The sequence below is a fragment of the Aureimonas sp. N4 genome (genome assembly GCF_001463925.1).
GTDB lineage: Bacteria > Pseudomonadota > Alphaproteobacteria > Rhizobiales > Rhizobiaceae > Aureimonas > Aureimonas ureilytica_A.
Genome location: NZ_BBWS01000056.1, coordinates 1 through 22008 on the forward strand (window position 1 = coordinate 1; position 22008 = coordinate 22008).

At 62.9% G+C, this 22008-nt stretch carries 16 protein-coding genes and 1 tRNA gene; 9 read left to right on the forward strand and 8 right to left on the reverse strand.

The genetic code is table 11. The annotated features are described in order from the left end of the window. The coding region (locus AUL28_RS19490) for a DUF2336 domain-containing protein (protein ID WP_156420100.1) at positions 1 to 633 on the forward strand (633 nt) is incomplete at its 5' end. Between the two features lie 18 nt (positions 634 to 651). Here AUL28_RS19490 and AUL28_RS19495 read toward each other — a convergent pair. Then, positions 652 to 1425: an NAD kinase gene (locus tag AUL28_RS19495; protein ID WP_058635338.1), complete on the reverse strand. Its 774-nt coding sequence runs from the start codon at positions 1423 to 1425 to the stop codon at positions 652 to 654. 196 nt (positions 1426 to 1621) lie between these two features. Between AUL28_RS19495 and nagA the strand changes: the two genes are divergently transcribed. Then, positions 1622 to 2761 (forward strand): N-acetylglucosamine-6-phosphate deacetylase, encoded by a 1140-nt coding sequence (gene nagA / locus AUL28_RS19500; protein WP_062222502.1) that lies wholly within the window; start codon positions 1622 to 1624, stop codon positions 2759 to 2761. Between the two features lie 36 nt (positions 2762 to 2797). Here the strand turns inward: nagA and AUL28_RS19505 are convergent, their stop codons facing one another. Both AUL28_RS19505 and AUL28_RS19510 read right to left on the reverse strand, forming a co-directional pair. Next, positions 2798 to 4024 carry a flavin monoamine oxidase family protein gene (locus AUL28_RS19505; protein WP_062236013.1) on the reverse strand — a complete coding sequence of 409 codons (1227 nt, stop codon included), beginning with the start codon at positions 4022 to 4024 and terminating at the stop codon, positions 2798 to 2800. 231 nt (positions 4025 to 4255) lie between these two features. Continuing rightward, a complete protein-coding gene (locus AUL28_RS19510; RefSeq protein WP_062236016.1) occupies positions 4256 to 4870 on the reverse strand; it encodes a cysteine hydrolase family protein in 615 nt (204 codons plus the stop codon). 186 nt (positions 4871 to 5056) lie between these two features. Here AUL28_RS19510 and AUL28_RS19515 point away from each other — a divergent pair, with 186 nt between their 5' ends. Continuing rightward, positions 5057 to 7129, forward strand: a complete 2073-nt coding sequence (locus AUL28_RS19515) for an NAD(+) synthase (RefSeq protein WP_062236019.1) — start codon at positions 5057 to 5059, stop codon at positions 7127 to 7129. A 3-nt stretch (positions 7130 to 7132) separates the two neighbouring features. On the opposite strand, the gene AUL28_RS19520 is transcribed toward AUL28_RS19515, so the two are convergent. Together AUL28_RS19520 and AUL28_RS19525 are read right to left on the reverse strand one after the other, a co-directional pair. Beyond that, positions 7133 to 8224 (reverse strand): GGDEF domain-containing protein, encoded by a 1092-nt coding sequence (locus tag AUL28_RS19520; RefSeq protein ID WP_244493575.1) that lies wholly within the window; start codon positions 8222 to 8224, stop codon positions 7133 to 7135. A 189-nt stretch (positions 8225 to 8413) separates the two neighbouring features. Next, positions 8414 to 8489 (reverse strand) — tRNA-Lys (locus AUL28_RS19525). Between the two features lie 163 nt (positions 8490 to 8652). Here AUL28_RS19525 and AUL28_RS19530 point away from each other — a divergent pair. From AUL28_RS19530 to glmS, 3 genes are all read left to right on the forward strand, one after another. Beyond that, positions 8653 to 9393: a cytochrome c biogenesis CcdA family protein gene (locus AUL28_RS19530; RefSeq protein WP_062236026.1), complete on the forward strand. Its 741-nt coding sequence runs from the start codon at positions 8653 to 8655 to the stop codon at positions 9391 to 9393. A 57-nt stretch (positions 9394 to 9450) separates the two neighbouring features. Then, the gene (gene glmU, locus AUL28_RS19535) at positions 9451 to 10803 is read left to right on the forward strand and encodes a bifunctional UDP-N-acetylglucosamine diphosphorylase/glucosamine-1-phosphate N-acetyltransferase GlmU (protein WP_062236028.1); all 1353 of its coding nucleotides are present in this window, start codon (positions 9451 to 9453) and stop codon (positions 10801 to 10803) included. Positions 10804 to 10921: 118 nt separating this feature from the next. Then, positions 10922 to 12748 carry a glutamine--fructose-6-phosphate transaminase (isomerizing) gene (glmS, locus tag AUL28_RS19540; protein ID WP_062236031.1) on the forward strand — a complete coding sequence of 609 codons (1827 nt, stop codon included), beginning with the start codon at positions 10922 to 10924 and terminating at the stop codon, positions 12746 to 12748. Between the two features lie 3 nt (positions 12749 to 12751). Here the strand turns inward: glmS and recG are convergent, their stop codons facing one another. After that, complete coding sequence (recG, locus tag AUL28_RS19545; protein ID WP_062236034.1) at positions 12752 to 14860, reverse strand: ATP-dependent DNA helicase RecG; 2109 nt, start codon at positions 14858 to 14860, stop codon at positions 12752 to 12754. A gap of 153 nt (positions 14861 to 15013) precedes the next feature. On the opposite strand from recG, the gene AUL28_RS19550 reads away from it, so the two are divergent. Beyond that, on the forward strand, positions 15014 to 15310 hold the full coding sequence (locus AUL28_RS19550; protein ID WP_058598411.1) for an FAD assembly factor SdhE: 297 nt from the start codon (positions 15014 to 15016) through the stop codon (positions 15308 to 15310). After that, entirely contained in the window at positions 15307 to 18819 is a 3513-nt protein-coding gene (mfd, locus tag AUL28_RS19555) for a transcription-repair coupling factor (protein WP_062236037.1), read from the forward strand. Before AUL28_RS19550 ends, mfd begins: the two co-directional genes overlap by 4 nt. Before the next feature lie 10 nt (positions 18820 to 18829). Here mfd and AUL28_RS19560 read toward each other — a convergent pair whose 3' ends face one another. Then, positions 18830 to 20686, reverse strand: a complete 1857-nt coding sequence (locus AUL28_RS19560) for an extracellular solute-binding protein (protein WP_062236041.1) — start codon at positions 20684 to 20686, stop codon at positions 18830 to 18832. A 259-nt stretch (positions 20687 to 20945) separates the two neighbouring features. Between AUL28_RS19560 and AUL28_RS19565 the strand changes: the two genes are divergently transcribed. After that, entirely contained in the window at positions 20946 to 21497 is a 552-nt protein-coding gene (locus AUL28_RS19565) for an invasion associated locus B family protein (RefSeq protein WP_374700784.1), read from the forward strand. A 96-nt stretch (positions 21498 to 21593) separates the two neighbouring features. Here the strand turns inward: AUL28_RS19565 and hspQ are convergent, their stop codons facing one another. Then, positions 21594 to 21932 (reverse strand): heat shock protein HspQ, encoded by a 339-nt coding sequence (gene hspQ / locus AUL28_RS19570; RefSeq protein WP_058598407.1) that lies wholly within the window; start codon positions 21930 to 21932, stop codon positions 21594 to 21596. Positions 21933 to 22008 lie beyond the last annotated feature (76 nt).

Genomic DNA, 22008 nt, shown 5'->3' on the forward strand with positions numbered 1-22008 from the left:
ATTCGCGAGCTTCTCCTGGAGCGCGGCGATCTTCCCGCCGATGTTCGCCATGGTCTTCTCCAGTCTTTGTCGGACAGCCTGATCCAGTCCAATCTCGTCACCGGACTGCTCGGAGCGGAGCGAACCGAGCGGCTGAGGATGGAAGTTCAGGATCGGGCGATCTCCGCCGTGATCGAAGAGGTCGCTCCGGAAGATGTGGTGGAGTTCTCTCAGCACCTGCGCGCGCAGGGCGCCCTGACGGTGGCCGTTCTCCTGAAAGCCGTATGCTCGGGCCGGATCGATCTTTTCGCCGCTGCGCTCTCGCTACTGACCGGCCATTCGGAGCGCCGCGTTCGCGCCATCATCGCGGAAGCGCGCGAGCCCGCCTTCGCCGCTCTGGTGCGATCGGCCGGGTTTCCGCCCGCCGTCGTCCCGCTGCTTCTCGCCGCCATTCGAGTCTGGAAGGATGCGTCCGGCCAGGACGAGATCGACGCGGCCGATGTCGCGGCATCCGTCATTCAACGGCTGGTCGGTCGGCAAAGACATGAAGGCACCGCCGCAGAGGCAGCTCTTCTCGATCTCCTGGAAATTCTGTCGAGCGAGACGCAGCGCTCCGCGATGCGCCATCGCCTCGAACGTCATCTCGCCGCTTGATGCGTTTCGGACGGCCCGTCAGTAGCGGAACTGTTCGGCCAGGATGCGCTCGTCCCACGAATGTTCTGGGTCGAAGAGAATCAAACTGCTGAGATCCCGAACCTCGCGAATCTCGATCCGCTGAACCGACTTCACCTCACGATGATCCGCGACCGCGTTGACCGGTCGCTTCTCCGACTCCAGCACTTCGATGTCGACCACCTGCCTGTTGGCCAGCAGCGCGCCGCGCCAGCGACGCGGACGAAAAGCGCTAACGGGCGTCAGCGCCAGAAGCGGCGCTTCGATGGGAATGATAGGCCCCTGAGCGGAGAGGTTATACGCCGTGGAGCCGGTGGGGGTCGCCACGAGCACGCCGTCGCAGACCAGTTCCTCCAGCCGCGTGCGCCCGTCGATCGAAATTTTCAGCCGCGCGGCTTGGTAGGATTGGCGGAACAGCGCGACTTCGTTGATCGCAAGCGCGGTATGTCGCATTCCCACTTCATCGATCGCCGTCATCTGAAGGGGGCGAATCTCGCTCTGAACGGCTTGGTCCAAGCGCTCGGCGAGATCGTCCTCCCGATACTCGTTCATGAGGAACCCAATCGTTCCCTTGTTCATGCCGTAGATCGGCTTGCCCGTGTCCATGAAGCGGTGAAGCACGTGGAGCATGAAGCCGTCGCCGCCCAGCGCCACCACAACTTCGGCCAATTCAGGATCGACGGTCTCGTAAAGACTTTGCAGACGCTGGAGAGCGTCCTGCGCCTCCGCGCTTTCGCTCGCCAGCAGGGCCACGGGTCGGCTCGTCTGTCGCATGGGCATCCAATATCCGAGGTTGGTGGGTGCCCACCCCTTTGAGCATCGCTGCGAACCTAATTCCTATCCCGCAGGACGCAAGCCATTCCCACGCGTTTCTTCCCCAACCCGAAAGCACGACGGCATGCGTCGGTATCATGGGCGGCATCTGGCTGTTATGCCTGAGGGTAAACCCCAGAGTTCGAGGCTCCGTGTCATGTCCCGATTCGCGATTTCCGGTATCGATATCTTCGACGGCGTTCGCACGCTTCGAAACGCCGCGTTGATCGTGCGGGACGGTTTGATCGAGGCGTTGCAGGAAGAGCCGGTCACCGACCCCGACGTCACCGTGGAATATGGCGATGGCGGCGTCATCGCGCCCGGCTTCGTGGATATTCAGGTGAATGGCGGTGGGGGCGTTCTCCTGAACGACCAGCCGACAGTTGATGGCGTGCGCGCGATCTGCGCCGCCCATCGAACGTTCGGCACGACCTACCTTCTGCCAACCGTTATCACGGATCGCGAAGAGGTCACGTTCGCGGCGATCGAGGCTGTTCGCAAGGCTATGAGCGAGGGCGTGCCGGGCTGCGGCGGCATCCATGTGGAAGGGCCGTTCATCGCGCTCAAGCGCAAGGGCGCGCATGAGGCCGCGTGCGTGCGCGCCATGTCGGACGAGGATGTCGTCAAACTCTGCGCGGTGGATGTCAGACCGTTCCTGATCACGGTTGCGACGGAATCCGTGCGGCCGGACCAGATCGCCAAACTCGTGCAGGCCGGCATCCGCGTTTCGATCGGCCATTGCGACGGGAGCTACGAGGACGTTCGAGCCGCCATCGCGGCGGGTGCCAGCTGCGTCACGCATCTCTTCAACGCCATGAGTCAGCTCGGCCATCGTGCGCCCGGCGTGGTGGGCGCGGCGCTGGATTCGCCCGATGTCTGGGCCAGCATCATCGCCGATGGCCACCATGTCCATCCCGCCATGGTCGATCTCGCCCTTCGCGCCAAGAAGGGCGCGAATCGCATGATCGCCATTTCCGACGCGATGCCAACCGTCGGCAGCGCCGGCAATGTGTTCGATCTGGGTGGACGCCGAGCGACGCGCGAAGGCGGGCGTCTAACGCTGGACGATGGCACGCTGGCAGGCTGCGACATCTCCCTGCATGATGCCGTGCGCTATCTCGTGGATACGACCGGTATCGCCAGGGAAGAAGCGTTACGAATGGCGACCGCCAATCCGGCTCGCTTCCTTGGCATATCGGACAGCCGAGGTTTTCTGCGTCCCGGCATGAGCGCCGATTTCGTCTGGCTGCGGCCAGACCTCTCGCTCGGGCGCGTCTGGATCGCGGGCCGCGAGTAGCGGCGTCGCCCAGCGGACGAGACGGGGCGGCTGACGTTAGCCGAGCGAGAGAATTTCCTCTGCCGCCCGAAGGCCAGTTTCCCATGCACCGTGCGCCGTGGAGAAGGCGCTTTCATGCGTGGCTTCTCCCGCCCAGGCGATGCGATCGTCCAGTCGCTCGGCGAGGATGCGTCGCGCCTCCGCATGGCCGGGCAGGGCATGGGAATAGGACCCGCGTGAAAACGTTTCCTGTCCCCAATGAGTCTCGCAATCCGGGGTGATGGTTTTGACGATGTCGCTGCCGTAAAGGCCGCGCAGTTCTTCAAGAGCGAAGGCCGTCGTGGCGCCCGGTCCCTCGGTCTCCAAAGCCGCAGCGTGCCGGCCACCAAAGAAGGCTTCGATCAGCGGACGGCCGAAGGGGCGTAGATTGTAGCTGCCTGTCGCCGCCCTATCGATCCGGCCGAACAGATGCCCTTCCTCGGAGAAGGGCTCAGGGTTGCCGAGCTTGAGGAAAGCCTTGTTGGCGAGCCCCAGCGGCAGGCCAGCGGCCGCCTCGATCTTGGCGGCATAACGAGAGGGGAGCTTCAGCTCGCCCTGCGCGAGGATGGCGGTCGGCAGCGTTACGACGACATGCCGCACTTCGAGATCGCCCGCGCTGGTTCGAAGCACTGAGCCGCGGAGGCGATCTTCGATTGCCAGAACGCGGACATTCAGTCGGTATGACAGGCCCTTCGCCAAGGACACGAGCGCCGCGCCGTAGCCGCCCGGCAAACGCCAGTTTTCGCCCGTATCGACATAGCGCCCGTAGTCGAACACCGAGACTCGCTCGAACTCGGTGCCATTGTAATAGCTGCTGATGGCGTCGATCAGTCCGTTCCAGCGGCAGCCGGGTTCGAGATAGGCAGAGGCGGGGCCGTCCGTCGCATTCTTCGAAGCGGCTTCCAGCCGGTCGTCGAACGCATCGAAGGCCGCCGCGAACTCGGCCTGCTCCGCCTTGGTGAAGCCACGGTTTCCCTCCTGCTCATCCCAGCGCGGACGGGTTCGATCCACCTCCAGTCCCTTGCTTTCGAACAGGGGAACCAGGGGATTCCGATCGGCGGAATGGAGCCATTCGCAACCGAGATCGATCGGCGCTCCATCTCGGGACAGAACCGTGTGAGCCCGACCGCCCAATCGGTCTCGCGCCTCCAAAAGAAGGATCGAACGCCCGGCGGCCGCAAGGCGAGTGGCGGCGCCGAGCCCAGCTGCGCCCGCGCCCACAATGGCTACATCGCAATGGTTCATGGATGAAATGGCTTTCGGGACAAGGAGGACGCTGGCTGATAGCTCGACCCATACGGCCTTGGAAAGCAAGCATTCGGCTCGGTGCGACGAGAGGCGGGTGGGACGCCGAAAGCCGCCCGTGCCGAACGCTTGATGCATCTATAGCTGCGGAAGATTGCAACCCGATGAAGGCACTTCACCAAATTGTACGCGACCCGCTATGGCGCCGAGATGGAGCACTCTCGCCGCGCGTCAAGCCCAGTGCCGCAAGAGATCGTCCGTGGTTAGCGTTTCGACCTGCTGTCCGTAGCGTCCCTGATAGACCGCCATCTGGGCATCATGCGCCGCGTCGCTGGAAGAGCAGAGCGCGTCCATGACGACGATCACCCGATAGCCGCGATCCACAGCGCCTAGAACTGTCCCGAGCACACAGACATCGGTTTCCCCACCTGTAATGACCAATGTGTCGGCGTGACGAGCCTGCATCATCTCGTCAAACCGGGGATCCACCCAAGGAGAATAGACCGTCTTATCGAAGATCGCGGCCGGCGGCGCGAGAAAGGAGAGTGATGGAACGAGATCCGCCATCTCGTCGCCCAGCCGCTCGAGCGTCATCGATTCCCAGCGTTCGTAATAGCGTCGCCATGTGCCGTGTCCCTCTCCGGCGCGGCGGGCAGGTATGAACCGCGTGAAGATCGTCCGCTCGGCGTGTACGGTTGCTATGCGTTCCACCCGTGGCAGAACGCGCGCGATCCAGGGCGTCTTCCAGTCCGTGTCTTCCGCGAAGAGACGTTGCAGATCGACGCAAATATGAAGCGCGTTCGGTCCGATCGGACCGAAGCGTAGCTCGCTGTCCTGGCGTGTCATGGGCGTTCCTTTCCGCTGCAGGACGGGGAAGGGCGGCTTGTCGTTCCCGGCTACTCCGGAAAGATCGATAGACGCACGGCAAAATCGCAGGCTCTGAGATAGGATGAGCAAACGATCCGCGTTGATTCTGGCCAGATGTCATCCACCTCACGGATCGAGCGACATATCAGATGAGGCAGAGACCCGATGATCATCGACGAGCAACAGGATCGTTCCGTTCGGTTCTTCTCTCTTCACGAGCACGGGTTCGTCCGCGTCGCTGTTTCGACGCCCAAGGCCCATGTGGGCGATCCCCAGCGAAACGGCGAGTCGATTGTCACCGAGGCGCGCCGGGCCACGGAGCGCGGCGTCGATCTGATCGTCTTCCCCGAACTCAGCGTTTCGGCCTATGCGATCGATGATCTGCACTTGCAGGATGCGCTTCTGGACGATGTCGAGCAGGCGATCAGCGCCATCCTTCGCGCTTCGGCCGATCTCTCGCCCGTTCTGCTGATCGGTGCGCCGCTGCGCCGCAACGGGCGGCTTTACAATTGCGCGATTGCGATCCTTCGCGGCGTGATCCTCGGCGTCGTTCCGAAGGTTTTCCTGCCGAACTACCGCGAGTATTACGAAAAGCGTTGGTTCGCTTCCGGCAGCGGGATCACCGGAGCCGAGATCGACGTGGCCGGGCAGACGGTCCCCTTCGGCACCGACCTTCTCTTTGCCGCAGCCGATCTCAAGGATTTCATCTTCCATATGGAGGTCTGCGAAGACTTCTGGGCTCCCGCACCCCCTTCGATCGAAGGGGCGCTGGCCGGCGCGCTGCTCCTTTGCAATCTTTCGGCCTCGAACATCGTGGTCGGCAAGTCGGCCGACCGGCATATCCTGACTTCTGCCCAAGCGATGCGATGCATGGCGGCCTATATGTATTCGGCGGCCGGCGGCGGGGAAAGCAGCAACGATCTGTCCTGGGACGGGCAGGCGATGATCTACGAGTTGGGCGATTGTCTCGCCGAGTCCGAGCGCTTTTCCCGCGAGCCGCAATTGACGGTCGCCGATGTCGATTTGCAGCGTCTGCGGCTGGAGCGGATGCGCATGCCGACCTTCAACGATGCGGCCGTGCGCGCCGGCAACCCCGAACGGACATTCCGCCGCGTCGAATTCCTCCTGCAGCCGGATTATGCCGACAAGGGTCTCGAGCGCCACATCCGGCGCTTTCCCTACGTGCCCGACGCCCCTGCGCGGCTCGACCAAGACTGCTACGAGGCCTTCAACATCCAGGTTCATGCGCTCATCAAGCGGTTCGAATCAACGCCGGGAGACCGAATGGTGATCGGCGTCTCCGGCGGTCTCGACTCCACCCATGCCTTGATCGTCGCGGCCAAGGCCTGCGACGTGCTCTCTTTGCCACGGACCACGATTCTCGGCTTCACCATGCCAGGCTTCGCGACGGGTGACACGACCAAGGGCAATGCCTGGGCTCTGATGAAAGCTTTGGGAATTGAAGCCGCCGAAATTGATATTCGGCCTGCCGCGCGCCAGATGCTGGCCGACATGGGCCATGCCTTCTCACAGGGCGAACCGGTCTATGACATCACGTTCGAGAATGTGCAGGCGGGGCTTCGCACGGACTATCTGTTCCGCCTCGCCAACCAGCGCAACGGCTTCGTTATCGGCACCGGCGATCTGTCGGAACTGGCTCTCGGCTGGTGCACCTATGGCGTCGGTGATCAGATGAGCCATTACGGCGTCAATGCCGGCATCCCGAAGACGTTGATCCAATATCTTATTCGCTGGACCGTTTCCTCGGGCCAGTTCGATGCGGAGACGGGCCGTGTTCTCGATGCGATTCTCGACACGGAGATTTCGCCCGAGCTTGTTCCGGCCGATGCGACCGGAGCCCTGCAGAGCACGGAATCGAAGATCGGGCCTTACGAGCTCAACGATTTCTTCCTGTTCCATACGATGCGCTACGGCCAGCCGCCCGCGAAGGTCGCCTTCATGGCCTATCACGCTTGGCATAATCGTCAGGCAGGTGCTTGGCCCGTCCATTTCCCCGAGGCCAAAAAGAACGCCTACGATCTGGAGATCATCCGCCATTGGCTGGAGCGATTCCTGATCCGCTTCTTCCAGACGAGCCAGTTCAAGCGAACAGCGATGCCGAACGGACCCAAGGTCTCGGCAGGGGGCAGCCTGTCGCCGCGTGGCGACTGGCGCGCGCCATCCGACGGCAGCGCGGCGGCGTGGCTGCGAGATTTGGAACGCGTTCCCAAGGCCTGATGGTCAGGCGACGCGGACCTGGTTTCGCCCTGCCTGCTTGGCGGCGTAGAGCGCGCCGTCGGCACGCTCCAGCACGGTGAGAAGCTCGGATCGGCTGTTCGACAGAGCGACGCCTAGGCTGACCGTGACGCCGATCGCTCCTCCGTTCCAAGGGATGGGCAGGCGCTGAACGATAAGCCGGAGAGCTTCCGCCAGGCAGACGGTGGCCTGCACCTCGCGGCCTGTCACGACGAGCACGAATTCTTCCCCACCCAGGCGGGCGATATGACCGCCCTCGGGCATGAGTGCGGCCGCCCGTTCGGCGAACTCGCGCAGAACCTCGTCACCAGCCGCATGGCCGAATCGATCATTGATCGATTTGAAGTGATCGAGATCGGCGAGAATGAATCCGGCATGTCCGCCATGTCCTTTCAGGGCCTGCGACAAGCCCTCGCGATTGAGCACCTTGGTCAAAGGATCTGTGCGCGCCTGATGCTCCATCGCCAGATAGGCTCGTTCGGCTTCGAGGGCGAGGATGAGGGTGGTCAGAAGGATCGTGGTGATATGATCCACGATGAAGATCACGATGACCATTTGAGGAGCCTGCTCCGCCGGGATCGGCAGTAGCGGAAGACAGATCGCCACTGCGATCATGAGAAGCGCGAAGGCGGCCAGCTTTCGGGTCGGCGAGCGCGGCACACCAGCCGTATAGACATAGCGGGCGACGGCCGCCTCGTGCATCGCATAGGCGAGCGTGCTCGCCATGTTGACCTGATCCCCCGCCAAGCCCACCGCCGTGGCCGTCAGATGAGCCCCGGCCGGCAGAAGGCCAAAAAGCACCATCGCGAGAGTGACCGGACTGCGACCATCGAAAACTCGAAATCCGCTCCAGAACAGCGAGCCCGCCAGCACCCAGCCAACGGTCGACCAGATGCTTCCATAGTAGCCGAAATCGACGAACCAGACGGACAGTCCCGCACAAAGCGCGAAGCTTGCGCTGAACAACAGAAAATGGCGCTTCATCGGCTGCAGCAGCCAGCAGACGAAAAACACGACGGCCGAGATCGCGAAGACGACGAAGTCGGTGAACTGTAGGGTTGGAATCGACAGGTCCATCACCGAGTGCCGCCCATGCAGGAGAGGCTAGCCTAACGTCTCCTTCGCTAACGTTCCTTTGGGCATAGACGAAAACGCGTAACGTCCTTAACCAAAGGCTACGACGACGTACGAACGACCAGTATCAATACACTGGCGCCGCCCGTGCAGGTAATACGACTTCATGTATCAATCTGTTAAGGGAGCGAGTGGTGAGCGCGGTGGGACTCGAACCCACGACCACATGATTAAAAGTCACGTGCTCTACCAACTGAGCTACGCGCTCGAACCAACATGGAGCCATGTTTGGAATGCGCGAACCATAGAAAGCTCACCGGCTGTGGTCAACCGCTTTCATGCGATCGTCCCCAGGGTTTGAATGCCGCATGGGTTCGGCGTAAGACCGATGGAAGCGTGCCGGATGATGTTTTGCAGACAAGGGTTCCGTTTTGATCGCCGACCTGTCCTATCCGACCGCGATCCTGGCGGGTGCCCTGTCGTTCCTATCACCCTGCGTTCTTCCCCTCGTTCCGCCATACCTTTGCTATATGGCAGGTGTATCAGCCGACGAGTTGCGTCGCGGTCACGTCGAGGATCGCGCGGGCTACGGAAGACTGGTCTGGACCGCGATCGTCTTCGTGCTCGGATTCTCCACCGTCTTCGTTCTCCTGGGAGCGGGAGCCAGCACGCTCGGCCAGTTGCTCCGCCGCAATCTCGATTGGCTCGGATTGATCGCCGGCATCGGCATTATCCTTATGGGCCTGAAGTTCCTCGGTGTTCTCAGACTCGATTTTCTGTCGCGCGAGGCGCGGTTTCAAGCGGACGCGCCCCGACGATCACTGGGCGGTGCCTATTTGATGGGTCTGGCTTTCGCGTTTGGCTGGACCCCCTGCATCGGCCCCGTGCTCGGTCTGATCCTGGGTCTAGCCGGCGCGCGGCAATCCGTGACGGAAGGAATGGTTCTCTTGAGCCTTTATTCCGCCGGCCTCGGAATTCCCTTCGTTCTGGCGGCGGCCTTTTCCGCGAGTTTCCTGCGCGCGGCCAGCCGCATTCGTGCCCATTTCGGACTGATTGAGAAGTTGATGGGCGTCATGCTGGTCGTCACGGGTATTCTGTTCCTGACGGGTGGAATGCAGGCGATGTCGTTTTGGCTCTTGGAAACATTCCCAGCCCTTCAAAAAATCGGCTGAGCTTCGTATGGCTCCCGCCCAGTCGAATCCCATTCTCACCATCCCGGAAAGCTGCCGATGATCCGCACCTGCCTCTCCATCGTTCTGGCTGCCGGCGAGGGAACCCGGATGAAATCGTCACGGGCGAAGGTGCTGCACAAAGTGGCGCATCGCCCGCTTGTCCTGCATGCGGTCGATGCCGCAATGGCAGCTGGCTCAACGGAAACCGTCGTGGTGACGGGACGGGACGCGGAAAGCGTGATCAGCCTTTTGTCGTCCTTTGATCCCTCGCTGCGCCATGTCTCGCAGGAGCAGCGCTTGGGAACCGCTCATGCGGCTCTGGCCGCACGCCGCGTCTTGGAGCAAGGATTCGATGACGTCCTGATCCTGTTCGGGGATACGCCACTCGTGCGGGCCGAAACGCTGAAGGCCGCACGGGCGGAGATCGTAGCTGGCACAGCCGTCTGCGTGGTCGGCTTCCGAACATCCAAGCCGCAGGGTTACGGCCGCCTCATTCTCGAAGGCGCCGATCTCGTCGCCATTCGCGAGGAAAAGGACGCCTCCGAGGCCGAACGGAGGATCGATCTCTGCAACGGCGGCGTGATGGCGCTCGATGGCCGTTTGGCTTTGAAGCTCCTCACGCGCATCGGCAATGAGAATGCCAAGGGCGAGTTCTACCTGACGGATGTCGTGGCTATCGCGCGCGAGGAAGGGCTTCCGGTCCGAATGGTAACGGCGGACGAAGAGGACGTTCTGGGCGTCAACACGCGGCTGGAACTGGCGCGCGTCGAATCCTTGTGGCAGGCGCGCCGGCGCGAGGAGATGATGCTGTCGGGCGTCACGCTCGTCGCCCCGGAAACCGTGTTTTTCGCCGCCGATACGGTGGTGGAGCCGGATGTGGTGATCGAGCCGAATGTCGTTTTCGGACCCGGCGTGGTGGTTCGCAGCGGCGCGGTGATCCATGCTTTCAGTCATCTCGAGGGGGCGAGTGTCGGCTCGAAGGCCTCGGTCGGCCCCTACGCACGGTTGCGCCCGGGCGCCGATCTTCGTGCGGGGGCGAAAGTCGGCAATTTCGTCGAGATCAAAAGCACGACGGTCGGCGAGGGCGCCAAGGTCAGTCATCTGACCTATCTCGGCGACGCCAGCATCGGCGCCGAAACCAATATCGGCGCAGGCACGATCACCTGCAATTACGATGGCTACAACAAGTACCGGACGGAGATTGGGGCAAGAGCCTTTATCGGCTCCAACTCCGCGCTGGTCGCGCCTCTTTCGATCGGTGATGGCGCTTATATCGGATCGGGCAGCACGGTGACCGAGGACGTCCCAGCCTATGCGCTGGCCATCGCGCGTACGCGTCAGGTGGTGAAGGACGGTCGGGGCCGTGAGATCAACGAACGCAACGCCGCTCGCAAAGCCGCCAAGACCTGAAGATACCCCCCGTCTTCGAACTCCCGCTATCAAATTTGAGCTACGGGTTCGGGTGAAACCGCTATGAAATCCATGGCGCGTCTCCCGGTGCCATCGCTTACCTGAAGGACCTTTCGGCATGTGTGGCATTATCGGCATCATCAGCCAGACCCCCGTCGCGACCCGCCTCGTGGATTCACTGAAGCGGCTGGAATATCGGGGATACGATTCCGCCGGTATCGCCACGCTGGAGGGAGGCCAGTTGAAGCGCCGGCGCGCGGCTGGGAAGCTGCGCAACTTGGAAGCGGTTCTCGCCGACCAACCTCTGGGCGGCACGATCGGGATTGGGCACACACGCTGGGCCACGCATGGTATTCCGAACGAGACGAACGCACACCCGCATTTTGGTGATGGCGTGGCGGTGGTTCACAACGGCATCATCGAAAACTTCGCCGAGCTGAAGCGCGAGCTACAAGCCGAAGGCGCAGCCTTCACCAGCCAGACCGATACGGAAGTCGTAGCGCATCTTTTGGCGCGCTATCGCCGGCAAGGCTCGAGCCGCCGCGAGGCGATGGAAAGACTGTTGAAGGCGATCACGGGAGCCTATGCGCTGGCGGTGATCTTCGAGGACGATCCGACCACCGTTATGGCCGCGCGTTCGGGACCGCCCCTGGCGATCGGTCATGGCGAAGGCGAGATGTTCCTCGGTTCCGATGCGATCGCCCTGTCGCCCTTCACCGATGAAGTGACCTATCTCGAAGATGGCGACTGGGCGGTGATTGGGCGAGACGCCGCGCACATCTTTGACGCCGACAACCGACCCGTGGAGCGGCCTCGCCACCGGGCCGTCGGCAAGCAGCATTATGTCGATAAGGGCAATTATCGTCACTTCATGCAGAAGGAAATCTACGAGCAGCCCGAGGTGATCGGCCATACGCTCGGAGCCTTCGTGGACATGACCACAGGCGAGACGCGTATTCCGCTGGGCGCGGAGCTTGATTTCACGGGCGTTCGTCGCATGGCGATCTCCGCCTGCGGAACCGGCTTCTACGCCGGCATGGTCGGTCGATACTATTTCGAGCGCTATGGCCGCATCGCCTGCGATCTCGATGTGGCCTCCGAGTTTCGCTATCGCGAAAGCCCGCTGAGTGACGTTGATCTGTCGCTCTTCATTTCGCAGTCGGGCGAAACGGCTGACACTCTCGCGTCGCTTCGCTACGCCAAGGCGGAGGGCCTCAAGACCGCAGCCGTCGTCAATGTCGCGGGTTCCACGATCGCCCGCGAAGCGGATGCGGCTCTGCCGACGCTGGCGGGGCCAGAGATCGGCGTTGCCTCAACCAAGGCCTTCACCTGCCAGCTGACAGCCCTGGCGGCCCTGTCGGTGCGTGCCGGTGTGCAGCGGGGTGTTCTCTCCAGCGCTCAGGAACAGGAACTGACGCGGGCGCTCGCCGAGGCGCCGCGCATGATCAACGCCGCGCTCCATGTCGAGCCCCAGATCGAAGCGCTGGCCCGCGAAATGGCGACCTACCGCCATGCCCTATTCCTCGGGCGCGGCTTCTCGTTCCCGCTCGCCATGGAAGGCGCGTTGAAGCTGAAGGAGATCAGCTACATCCACGCGGAGGGCTATGCGGCGGGTGAGCTCAAGCATGGGCCGATCGCGCTGATCGACGAGACCATGCCGGTGGTGGTCGTGGCTCCGTTCGACCGGGTGTTCGAGAAGACCGTCTCCAACATGCAGGAAGTCGCGGCCCGTGGCGGCCGGATTGTCCTGTTCACCGACGAGCGCGGGGCGGAAGCAGGCAAGGGCGTTTCAGCGCAGACGATCCTTCTGCCGGAGATGCCCGAAATCCTGACGCCGATCGTCTACAGCGTTCCGCTGCAACTCCTGGCCTATCACACGGCGGTCCAGATGGGCACGGATGTCGATCAGCCGCGCAATCTCGCGAAATCCGTGACGGTCGAGTAGCGGTCAGCCGGCGCGCAGGAGCTTGATCGCGTCATCTTTGCCGAAGAGGTAGAGGAGGGCGCGGACGGCTTCGCCCCTCACGGACTTCAGGTCCGGGTCGGTCGCGATCAGGAGCCGCGCATCGTCGCGCGCGGTCTCCATCAGGTCGGCATGGGCCTCCAGATTGGCGATCCGGAATGTCTGCATTCCCGACTGCCGCGTTCCCAGGAGATCGCCTTCGCCGCGCAGCTTCAGATCCTCTTCGGCGATTCGAAAGCCGTCTTCGGTTTCCCGCATCACGGCTAGACGTGCCTTGGCTGTTTCGCCCAGCGGCGCGCGATAGAGCAGCACACAGGACGAGGGCTTGTAACCGCGACCGACCCGCCCGCGAAGCTGATGCAACTGCGACAAGCCGAAGCGTTCGGCATGTTCGATCACGATGATCGACGCATCCGGCACGTCGACGCCGACTTCGATCACGGTCGTCGCCACGATGATCCGCGTGCGGCCCGATTTGAAGTCCGCCATCGCGGCGTCTTTCTCCGGCCCGGTCATGCGTCCATGCACAAGGCCGACGCGATCCCCGAAGAATTGCCGAAGGACTTCCGCACGTTCCTCGGCAGCCGTCAGATCGCTCGTCTCGGTTTCTTCCACCAGCGGACAGACCCAATAAAGCTTTTCGCCCTCATCGATGGCGCGCCCGGCGCGTGCGACGACCTCCTCCAGCCGATCGAAAGACACGGCGACGGTCGTGATGGGTTTGCGGCCGGCCGGCTTTCCATGGAGCCTCGACACGTCCATGTCCCCGAAGGCCGCCAGAACGAGCGTGCGCGGAATGGGGGTTGCCGTCATGACGAGAAGGTCCGGCGCATTGCCCTTGCGGGTGAGGCTCAAACGCTGCTCGACCCCGAAACGATGCTGCTCATCCACCACGACCAGCCCGAGGTCGCGATAGATCACATCCTCCTGAAACAGGGCATGGGTGCCCACGATAATGTCGATGTCTCCATTTCCGATGGCGGCGAGCTTGCCGTCCCGCGTCTTGCCGGAGTCGCGGCCGGTCAGCAGCGCGATCGACAGCCCGGCCGCGTCGCAATAGCGGCTAAGCCCGGCGAAATGCTGCCGCGCGAGGATTTCCGTCGGCGCGAGCAATGCCGATTGAGCGCCGGACTCCTTGGCAGCGGCCATGGCGAGGAGCGCCACGACCGTCTTTCCCGCGCCGACATCGCCCTGCAGGAGACGCACCATCCGCTCGGACCGGGCCATATCGGCGAAGATCTCAGACAAGGCTTCGCTCTGCCCCGGTGTCAGGCGAAACGGGAGAGCGGCTTCCGCGCGGCCGCGCAGCGAGCCGTCGGTTCCAAGCGAGCGGCCCGCCTCCTGCTTCATTCGACGCCGCGAGAGGGCGAGGGCCAACTGGCTTGCGAGAAATTCGTCATAGGCCAGTCGACGATAGGCCGGCTTGGTGAAGTCTAGGTCGCCGGGATCCTGTGGCTTATGGAGGCTTTCCAAGGCTGTGCGGAAGGGCGGAAACGACGCGCGGGATCGAACGCCCGGTTCGATCCATTCGGGAAGCTCGGGGAGCCGTTCGAGCGCGCTCGCGATCCCGCGCCGCAGGACCTTGGGCGAGAGCCCCCCGGTCATGGGATAAACGGGCTCCACGAGCGGCAGGCTCGCGGCGTCTTCGGCACTTCCCACGAAGTCGGGATGCACCATCGACGCGCGGCCGTTGAAGCGATCCACCTTGCCGGACACGAGGAGCGTCTCGCCAAGCGGAAACAGCTTCTCCAGCCATTGAGACTGCGCGCGGAAGTAGGTGAGGGCGATTTCGCCGGAACTGTCCTGCGCAATGACCCGCGTCGGCTGGTTGCGGGCCTCCCGCGAGGGAAATTGGTAGTGATCGATTCGCACTTCGAGCGTGACGATCGCGCCCTCCGGCGCCGAAGCGATCTTCTCGCGCCGACGACGGTCGATAGCCCCGCTCGGCATGTGGAACAGGAGGTCGCGTACCTTGGCGACGCCGCCGGCTCCGGGCGGTGCAACCAGTCCACCGATCAGGACGGACACTTTCGGCCCGACGCCCGAGAGCGTCGATACGGAGGCGAAAAGCGGATCGAGGGCAGATGGGCGCATGGGGCGGTGTTTATCGTCTGTTCTCCTGCGCGCATAGGCTGACAGGCCTTCGCGGGGCAACTATATAAAGCCCGCAAGGACCGGACGTCGCGCGAAACAGGCGAGGCGGGCGGATACATGTGTTTCAGCTCCAGAGAAAATCGGACGATCGCGATGACCGGAACCACACGCTCTTCCAGCGATCTCGAACCGCGCCGCCGCAAGGCGCTGTTCCGCTCCTGGCATCGCGGGACGCGCGAAATGGATTTGGTGCTCGGCCGCTTTGCCGACGCTGAGATCGGCTCGCTCAGCGACGACGATCTGACGATCTACGAGCATCTGATGGAAGCGCCCGACCGCGATCTCTTCTCCTGGCTCACGGGAACGCAGGAGACACCGGCCAATTACGACACGCCGGTGTTTCAGCGCATCAAGTCCTTCTATGCCCTGAACCAGATGGACGCATCGTGAGCAGCCCGGCCGTCCTGAAGAAAGCGCTCGAAAAGGGTGTCGGACTGCGTATCGGCAATGTGCTGGACGGTTACGAGCCCTTCCTGCTCGCCGAGATCGCTCGCGCGCGCGGCAAAGATCGACCGATCGTCTTCGTCATGCGGGACGGTAACCGTATGGGCGAGATCGAGGACGCCCTGCGCTTCATCGCGCCCGACCTGCCGGTCCTCGCGCTGCCGGCCTGGGACTGCCTTCCCTATGATCGCGTCGGCCCTTCCTCGGAAGCGGCCGCCCGTCGTCTCTCGGCCATATCCTCCATCGCCGCACTTCGACGCGAGCCGCATCGGGCGCTGATCCTGACCAGCGCCAACGCGATGCTTCAAAAAATGCCGCCGCGTCAGGTGCTGGAGGACGAGACGATCTCGGCCCGCGCCAGCGGCCGCATCTCCATGGACCATATCGTTCAGGTGCTGGGGCGGGGCGGGTTCGAGCGCGTGGCGACCGTGCGCGAGCGCGGCGAGTTCGCTGTTCGCGGCGGCATTCTCGATCTGTTTGCGCCGGGCGACGAAGAGCCGGTTCGGCTCGATTTCTTCGGCGACACGCTGGAATCCATTCGCTCCTTCGACCCCGCGACGCAGCGCACGACCGGCCAGCGCAAGACGTTCGAACTCGCCCCGGTCTCGGAAATCTCGCTAAAGGACGAGACGATTTCGAGGTTTCGCTCGAACTACGTCAAGCGCTTCGGAGCCCCCTCGCGCAACGACGCGCTGTATACGTCGATCAGCGAAGGGCGTCGGTTCTCTGGCATGGAGCACTGGCTGCCGCTCTTCTATGAACGCGTCGAAACGCTGTTCGACTACATCTCGGGCTTTCCGCTGGTGCTGGACCACCTCGTGACGGAGGCGATCGCCGAGCGGCGCAAGCTCGTGCAGGACTATTATGAGGCGCGTCGTCAGGGCGTGGCGGAAAAGAGCGCGGAATCCGTGCCCTATAATCCGCTCGGGCCCCAGGAACTTTACTTGACGGAGGACGAGCTGGCCGGCGGACTCGCCAGCGCCGATCCCGTTCGCCTGTCATCCTACGCGATCACGGATGCCGGCTTTCAGACCGATGTCGTCAATCTCGACGTACATCGCGGGCGCGACTTCGCAGCCGAGCGGCAGGCGGGCGACGTGAACGTCTTCTCCGCTGCGGTGGACCATATTTCGCGCCTGCGCGCAGGCGGTAAGCAAGTGATCTTGGCCGCATGGTCAGAGGGCTCGCGCGAGCGGCTGACGCAGGTCGTCGAGGAGCACGGCCTCGGCAATATCAAGGCGGTCGAAACGCTGAAACAGGCGCTGGAGATCGGCCGGAACATGGTCGCGACGGCCGTTCTGGGCGTCGAGGCGGGTTTCGAGACCGATCGCTTCGTCGTGGTCGGCGAGCAGGATATCCTGGGCGACCGTCTGGTCCGCCGCGCCAGGCGCAAGAAGCGCGGCGCGGACTATATCTCCGAAGTCACAGGCCTCAACGAGGGCGACATCGTGGTCCATGTGGATCACGGCATCGGGCGCTTTGTCGGCCTGCGCACCATCGAAGCGATGGGCGCGCCGCACGACTGTCTCGAACTGCGTTATGCCAATGACGACCGGCTGTTCCTGCCAGTCGAAAACATCGAACTGCTCTCGCGTTATGGCGGCGAGGGGACGGAGACGATCCTCGACAAGCTGGGTGGAGGCGCGTGGCAAGCGCGCAAGGCGAAGCTCAAGAAGCGGCTTCTGGACATGGCGGGCGGCCTCATCCGCATCGCCGCCGAACGCGAGATGCGCGGCGCGCCGAGGCTTCTGCCGCCCGAAGGTCTCTGGGCCGAATTCCAGGCACGTTTCCCCTATGAGGAAACCGAAGACCAGATGAACGCCATCGAAGCGGTGACCGACGATCTCGGTCAGGGCTGGCCGATGGATCGTTTGGTGTGCGGCGATGTCGGCTTCGGCAAGACGGAGGTCGCGCTGCGCGCGGCCTTCGTGGCCGCCATGAACGGGTTGCAGGTGGCGGTCGTGGTTCCGACGACGCTTCTGGCGCGCCAGCATTTCAAGACGTTCTCTGAGCGTTTCCGGGGCCTGCCGCTCAACCTCGCGCAAGCGTCCCGGCTCGTCACCGCCAAAGACCTCAACGAGACCAAGAAGGGTCTAACGGCCGGCACGGTGGACATCGTGGTCGGTACTCATGCCGTTCTCGGCAAGGGCATGAGCTTCAAAAACCTCGGCCTTCTTATTATCGACGAGGAGCAGCATTTCGGCGTCAAGCACAAGGAGCGGCTGAAGGAGCTGAAGTCGGACATTCACGTCCTGACGCTTTCCGCCACGCCGATCCCCCGCACGCTGCAACTGGCGCTGACCGGCGTTCGCGAACTCTCGCTGATTACCACGCCGCCCGTGGACCGCATGGCGGTGCGCACTTTCGTCACGCCCTTCGACCCTCTGGTGGTGCGCGAGACACTGCTGCGCGAGCGCTATCGGGGCGGCCAGAGTTTCTATGTCGCGCCGCGGCTTGCGGATCTTGCCGGCATCAAGGAGTTCCTGGACGAACAGGTGCCAGAGTTGAAGGTGGCGGTGGCGCATGGCCAGATGCCGGCCGGCGAGCTCGATGATATCATGAACGCCTTTTATGAAGGCCGCTACGATGTCCTTCTCTCCACGACCATCGTGGAGTCCGGGCTCGATATTCCGTCTGCCAACACGATGATCGTTCATCGTGCGGATATGTTCGGTCTGGCGCAGCTCTATCAGCTGCGTGGCCGCGTCGGGCGCTCGAAGCAGCGCGCCTATGCGCTCCTGACCATTCCCGCCAACAAGACGCCGACGGCGGGGGCGGATCGTCGCCTCAAGGTGCTTCAGTCTCTCGACACGCTCGGCGCGGGCTTCCAGCTGGCGAGCCACGACCTCGATCAGCGCGGCGCCGGCAATCTCCTCGGAGACGAGCAGAGCGGTCATATCAAGGAAGTCGGCTTCGAGCTTTATCAGCAGATGCTGGAGGAGGCCGTCGCCGAAATGAAGGGCGTCGAGGTCGAGACTGATGGCACGTGGTCGCCGCAGATCTCGCTCGGCACCGCCGTCATGATCCCCGAAAGCTACGTGCCCGATCTCCAGCTTCGCATGACGCTCTATCGCCGCTTGGCCGAGTTGGAGCATGCCCGCGAGATCGATGCGTTCGGCGCGGAAATGATCGACCGTTTCGGCAAGCTGCCCGTGGAAGTCGAGCATCTGCTGAAGGTCGTGTTCATCAAGGCCTTGTGCCGCAAGGCCAATATCGAGAAGCTCGATGCCGGTCCGAAAGGGCTCGTCATCCAGTTCCGCGAGAAAACCTTCGCCAACCCCGCAGCGCTCGTGCGCTATATCGGCGAACAGGGCCCGGCTGCGAAAATCCGGCCGGATCAGTCGATCGTTCTGTCACGCATCTGGGACAAGCCGGAACAGCGGCTCAACGGCGCAGCGACGATCGCCACCCAGCTCGCGCGCTTTGCGGAAGAGGGTCAGAAGAAGGCGGCATAAGCCGCCTTCGCTATTCACTCTTGGGATCGCGCCAGAAGCTGGGAAGGTAGAAACCCGTCAGCGGCGTGACCTCCGGGTGCTGGATGAAGGACCAGCGCGCCAGCCACTGCTCGCCGATATAATAGAGCGGCACGACATAGTGACCGCTGATCAGAACGCGGTCATAGGCACGCGTGGCCGCCACGAAATCCTCGCGCGAGCGCGCGGTCACGATGGCATTGATCATTGCATCGACGGCCGGGCTGGCAACGCCCGCATAGTTGAAGGAACCGGGGCGATCGCGCGCCGCCGAGCCCCAGCGATTCACCTGCTCCGCGCCGGGTGACAGCGTGCCCGAAAAGGCGGCGACCGTCACGTCATAGTCGAAGCCCTGTTTGCGCTTTTGATACTGCGCATCGTCCACCTGCCTGACATCGGCCTGAACGCCGATCCGCGCCAGCGTGCGCGCATAGGCGAGGGCGATCTTCTGTTGATCGCTATATTGAACGAGGATTTCGAAGCGTAGCGGCACACCCTTGGCATCGACCATTCGGCCATTCTCGAAACGGTAGCCGTCGGCCTGCAAGAGATCGACCGCCTGGCGCAGGAGCGCCCGGTCGCTGCCGGACCCATCGCTGACGGGGGGCTTCTCTTCGCCCTGCATGGCGGCTGGTGACACATCGGCTTCGAACGGCGCCAGCAGAGCGCGCTCCTTGGCGTCGGCCGGGTGTCCGACGCTGGAGAGCGTGGAATTGTCGAAGAAGCTCGTCAGCCGAGAATAGGCGCCGTAGAAAAGATTGGCATTCGCCCATTCGAAATCGAACAGAAGCGACAGGGCTTCGCGAACCTTCGGATCGCTGAACGGCGCGCGGCGGGTGTTGAAGAAGAAGGCGTTCAGATTGGCGGGGCGGCCCGTCAGGAAGACCTCCTTGATGACACGCCCATCCTTCACAGCCGGGAAGTCGTAGGCCGTTTGCCAATGGCGCGGGTTGGGCTGCTGGTAGAGATAGACGTAGGACAGGCCTTTCTTGAACGCCTCGAACTGCGCGTTCTGATCGCGGTAATATTCGACGGTGATCTCGTCGTAATTATCGAGCCCGCGCTTGGTCGGAAGATCCTTGGCCCAATAGTTCGGGTTGCGGCGATAGGTGATGCGCTGACCCGGCTCGACGCGGTCGATGATATAGGGCCCGGATCCGACGGGTGGCCTCAGGGTCGTCTGTGCGATGGTCTCCGCGTTGAAATCGCCCGCCGGTAGCACGGGAAGACCCGCCAGAAGGAGGGGAAGCTCGCGATCCGCCTTTTCGTTGAAGGTGAAGCGGACGCCGCGTTCGCCGACCGCTTCCACCTTGGCGACCTTTGACAGCCAGCTGGAATATTGCGGGCGAACCGATCCCTGCTGGCGCAGAAGCTCGACCGTCGCCAGAACGTCCTGCGGACGAACGGGTCTACCATCCGAGAAGCGGGCGGCCGGGTTCAGCTGGAACTCGACGAAGCTGCGTTCCTCGTCCGTTTCGACGCTTTCCGCGATCAGACCGTAATAGGTGAATGGCTCGTCCGCCGAGCGCTGCATCAGCGGCTCGAACACGAGATTGCCGAATTCGGGGTCGGCAAAGATGCCACGCGCTGTCGTCAGAGCGCCGCGAACGCTGACCGGGTTCAAATTGTCGAAATCGCCGAACACCCCGTAGACCATGCGTCCGCCCTTGGGCGCATCGGGATTGGCATAGGGAAAATGGGTGAAGCCGGCGGGAAGGCCCGGTTCACCCTGCATTGCAATGCCGTACGCTGCCCAAGCGCTCGCTGAGACAGAAAGCACCGTTCCGACCGAAAGAGCGGCTGACAGCGCAAGCGGTCGCAGGATATGGACGAGGCTACGCGATGACATCAGGCCCGAAACTCCTTGGCATTTCGTGCCGGAAACTACCGGCTTTGCAGCGGCTTGCCTACACCCGGCCAGCCTGCCGCAAGCTTGGGGCATGTCTTCAAACGGCCTCATTTGCAGAAGACCGCAGACGGGGCTATGCAGGCCGCGACCCGGATCGAGGCTCACGCCAAAGAAGGAAGAACAGACCGTGAGAACCCTTACCAAGAACATTCAGCAGGCGCTGGCTCTGGCAGGTCTGGCCGCTGTCGCCGGACTGGCCATGCCGGTTGCGGGCGCTTCGGCGCAGCAGGTCCCGGCAGAGTGGTTCAAGGTCTGCTCGCCGCAGGGCGAGAACAACATCTGCAATACGCAGTACACGATGATCGCCGACACCCGTCAGCTGATCACCGCCGTGAACTTGATCAACGTTTCCGGTAAGGTGAACCAGAAGGTTCTGCAGGCCGTCGTGCCGACCGGCCGCGTGATCCCCGCTGGCGTGCAGGTCCAGATCGACGAGAACAAGCCTCAGACGCTGAACTACTCCGTCTGCTTCCCCGATCGCTGCATCGCCGAGGTCGAGCTGTCGGACGCCATCATCGCGTCGATGAAGAAGGGCAAGGCGCTCAAGATCACGTCGACCAATTTCCAGCGTCAGCCGAACCCGATCTCGATCACGCTGTCCGGCTTCACGGGCGCCTATGACGGCCCGGCCAAGGCGCAGCCCGAGCTCGCCCAGCGCCAGCAGGAGTTGGACAAGGCTCTCCAGGGTCAGGCGGAAGCTCGCCGCCAGCGCTTCGAAGACGCACAGAACAAGGCTAAGGCCACGCAATAACCCGCGCGGACCCTTCCCAACGAAAACGGCGGCCCGAAAGGCCGCCGTTTTCGTTTCATATGAAGAACGCGATCCTCTCCCGACAATCGCGCGGGATCAGTTCCGGTGCAGTTCCTTCAGGCGATAAGCGCCGTCAAAGGGACCATCGAACATATCGGCGACCTGAGGATGACGAACCTTCTGGCCGGTATCGTCCGGGACGAGGTTCTGCTCAGACACATAAGCAACATACTCGCTCTCCGCGTTCTCCGCGAAAAGATGGTAGAAGGGCTGATCCTTCCGAGGCCGTACCTCAGCCGGAATGGATTGATACCATTCTTCCGTATTGCTGAATTCGGGGTCGACATCGAAGATCACGCCACGAAACGGAAAGATCCGGTGACGAACGATCTGACCGATAAAGAACCGCGCGCTCTGAGTTGAACTGTCTTTCATCCGGCGCGATTTAGCTCCGGCAGGGCATGACCGCAAGGAGGCCTGCACGATCGCAGACCGTTTGCCCGATCAAACT

Bases quoted from the DNA above. Each gene is read 5' to 3' on its own strand.
- AUL28_RS19495 (WP_058635338.1), bottom strand. From the start codon at position 1,425: ATGCGACAGACGAGCCGACCCGTGGCCCTGCTGGCGAGCGAAAGCGCG.
- nagA (WP_062222502.1), top strand. From the start codon at position 1,622: ATGTCCCGATTCGCGATTTCCGGTATCGATATCTTCGACGGCGTTCGC.
- AUL28_RS19505 (WP_062236013.1), bottom strand. From the start codon at position 4,024: ATGAACCATTGCGATGTAGCCATTGTGGGCGCGGGCGCAGCTGGGCTC.
- AUL28_RS19510 (WP_062236016.1), bottom strand. From the start codon at position 4,870: ATGACACGCCAGGACAGCGAGCTACGCTTCGGTCCGATCGGACCGAAC.
- AUL28_RS19515 (WP_062236019.1), top strand. From the start codon at position 5,057: ATGATCATCGACGAGCAACAGGATCGTTCCGTTCGGTTCTTCTCTCTT.
- AUL28_RS19520 (WP_244493575.1), bottom strand. From the start codon at position 8,224: ATGGACCTGTCGATTCCAACCCTACAGTTCACCGACTTCGTCGTCTTC.
- glmU (WP_062236028.1), top strand. From the start codon at position 9,451: ATGATCCGCACCTGCCTCTCCATCGTTCTGGCTGCCGGCGAGGGAACC.
- glmS (WP_062236031.1), top strand. From the start codon at position 10,922: ATGTGTGGCATTATCGGCATCATCAGCCAGACCCCCGTCGCGACCCGC.
- recG (WP_062236034.1), bottom strand. From the start codon at position 14,860: ATGCGCCCATCTGCCCTCGATCCGCTTTTCGCCTCCGTATCGACGCTC.
- AUL28_RS19550 (WP_058598411.1), top strand. From the start codon at position 15,014: ATGACCGGAACCACACGCTCTTCCAGCGATCTCGAACCGCGCCGCCGC.
- AUL28_RS19560 (WP_062236041.1), bottom strand. From the start codon at position 20,686: ATGTCATCGCGTAGCCTCGTCCATATCCTGCGACCGCTTGCGCTGTCA.
- AUL28_RS19565 (WP_374700784.1), top strand. From the start codon at position 20,946: ATGCCGGTTGCGGGCGCTTCGGCGCAGCAGGTCCCGGCAGAGTGGTTC.
- hspQ (WP_058598407.1), bottom strand. From the start codon at position 21,932: ATGAAAGACAGTTCAACTCAGAGCGCGCGGTTCTTTATCGGTCAGATC.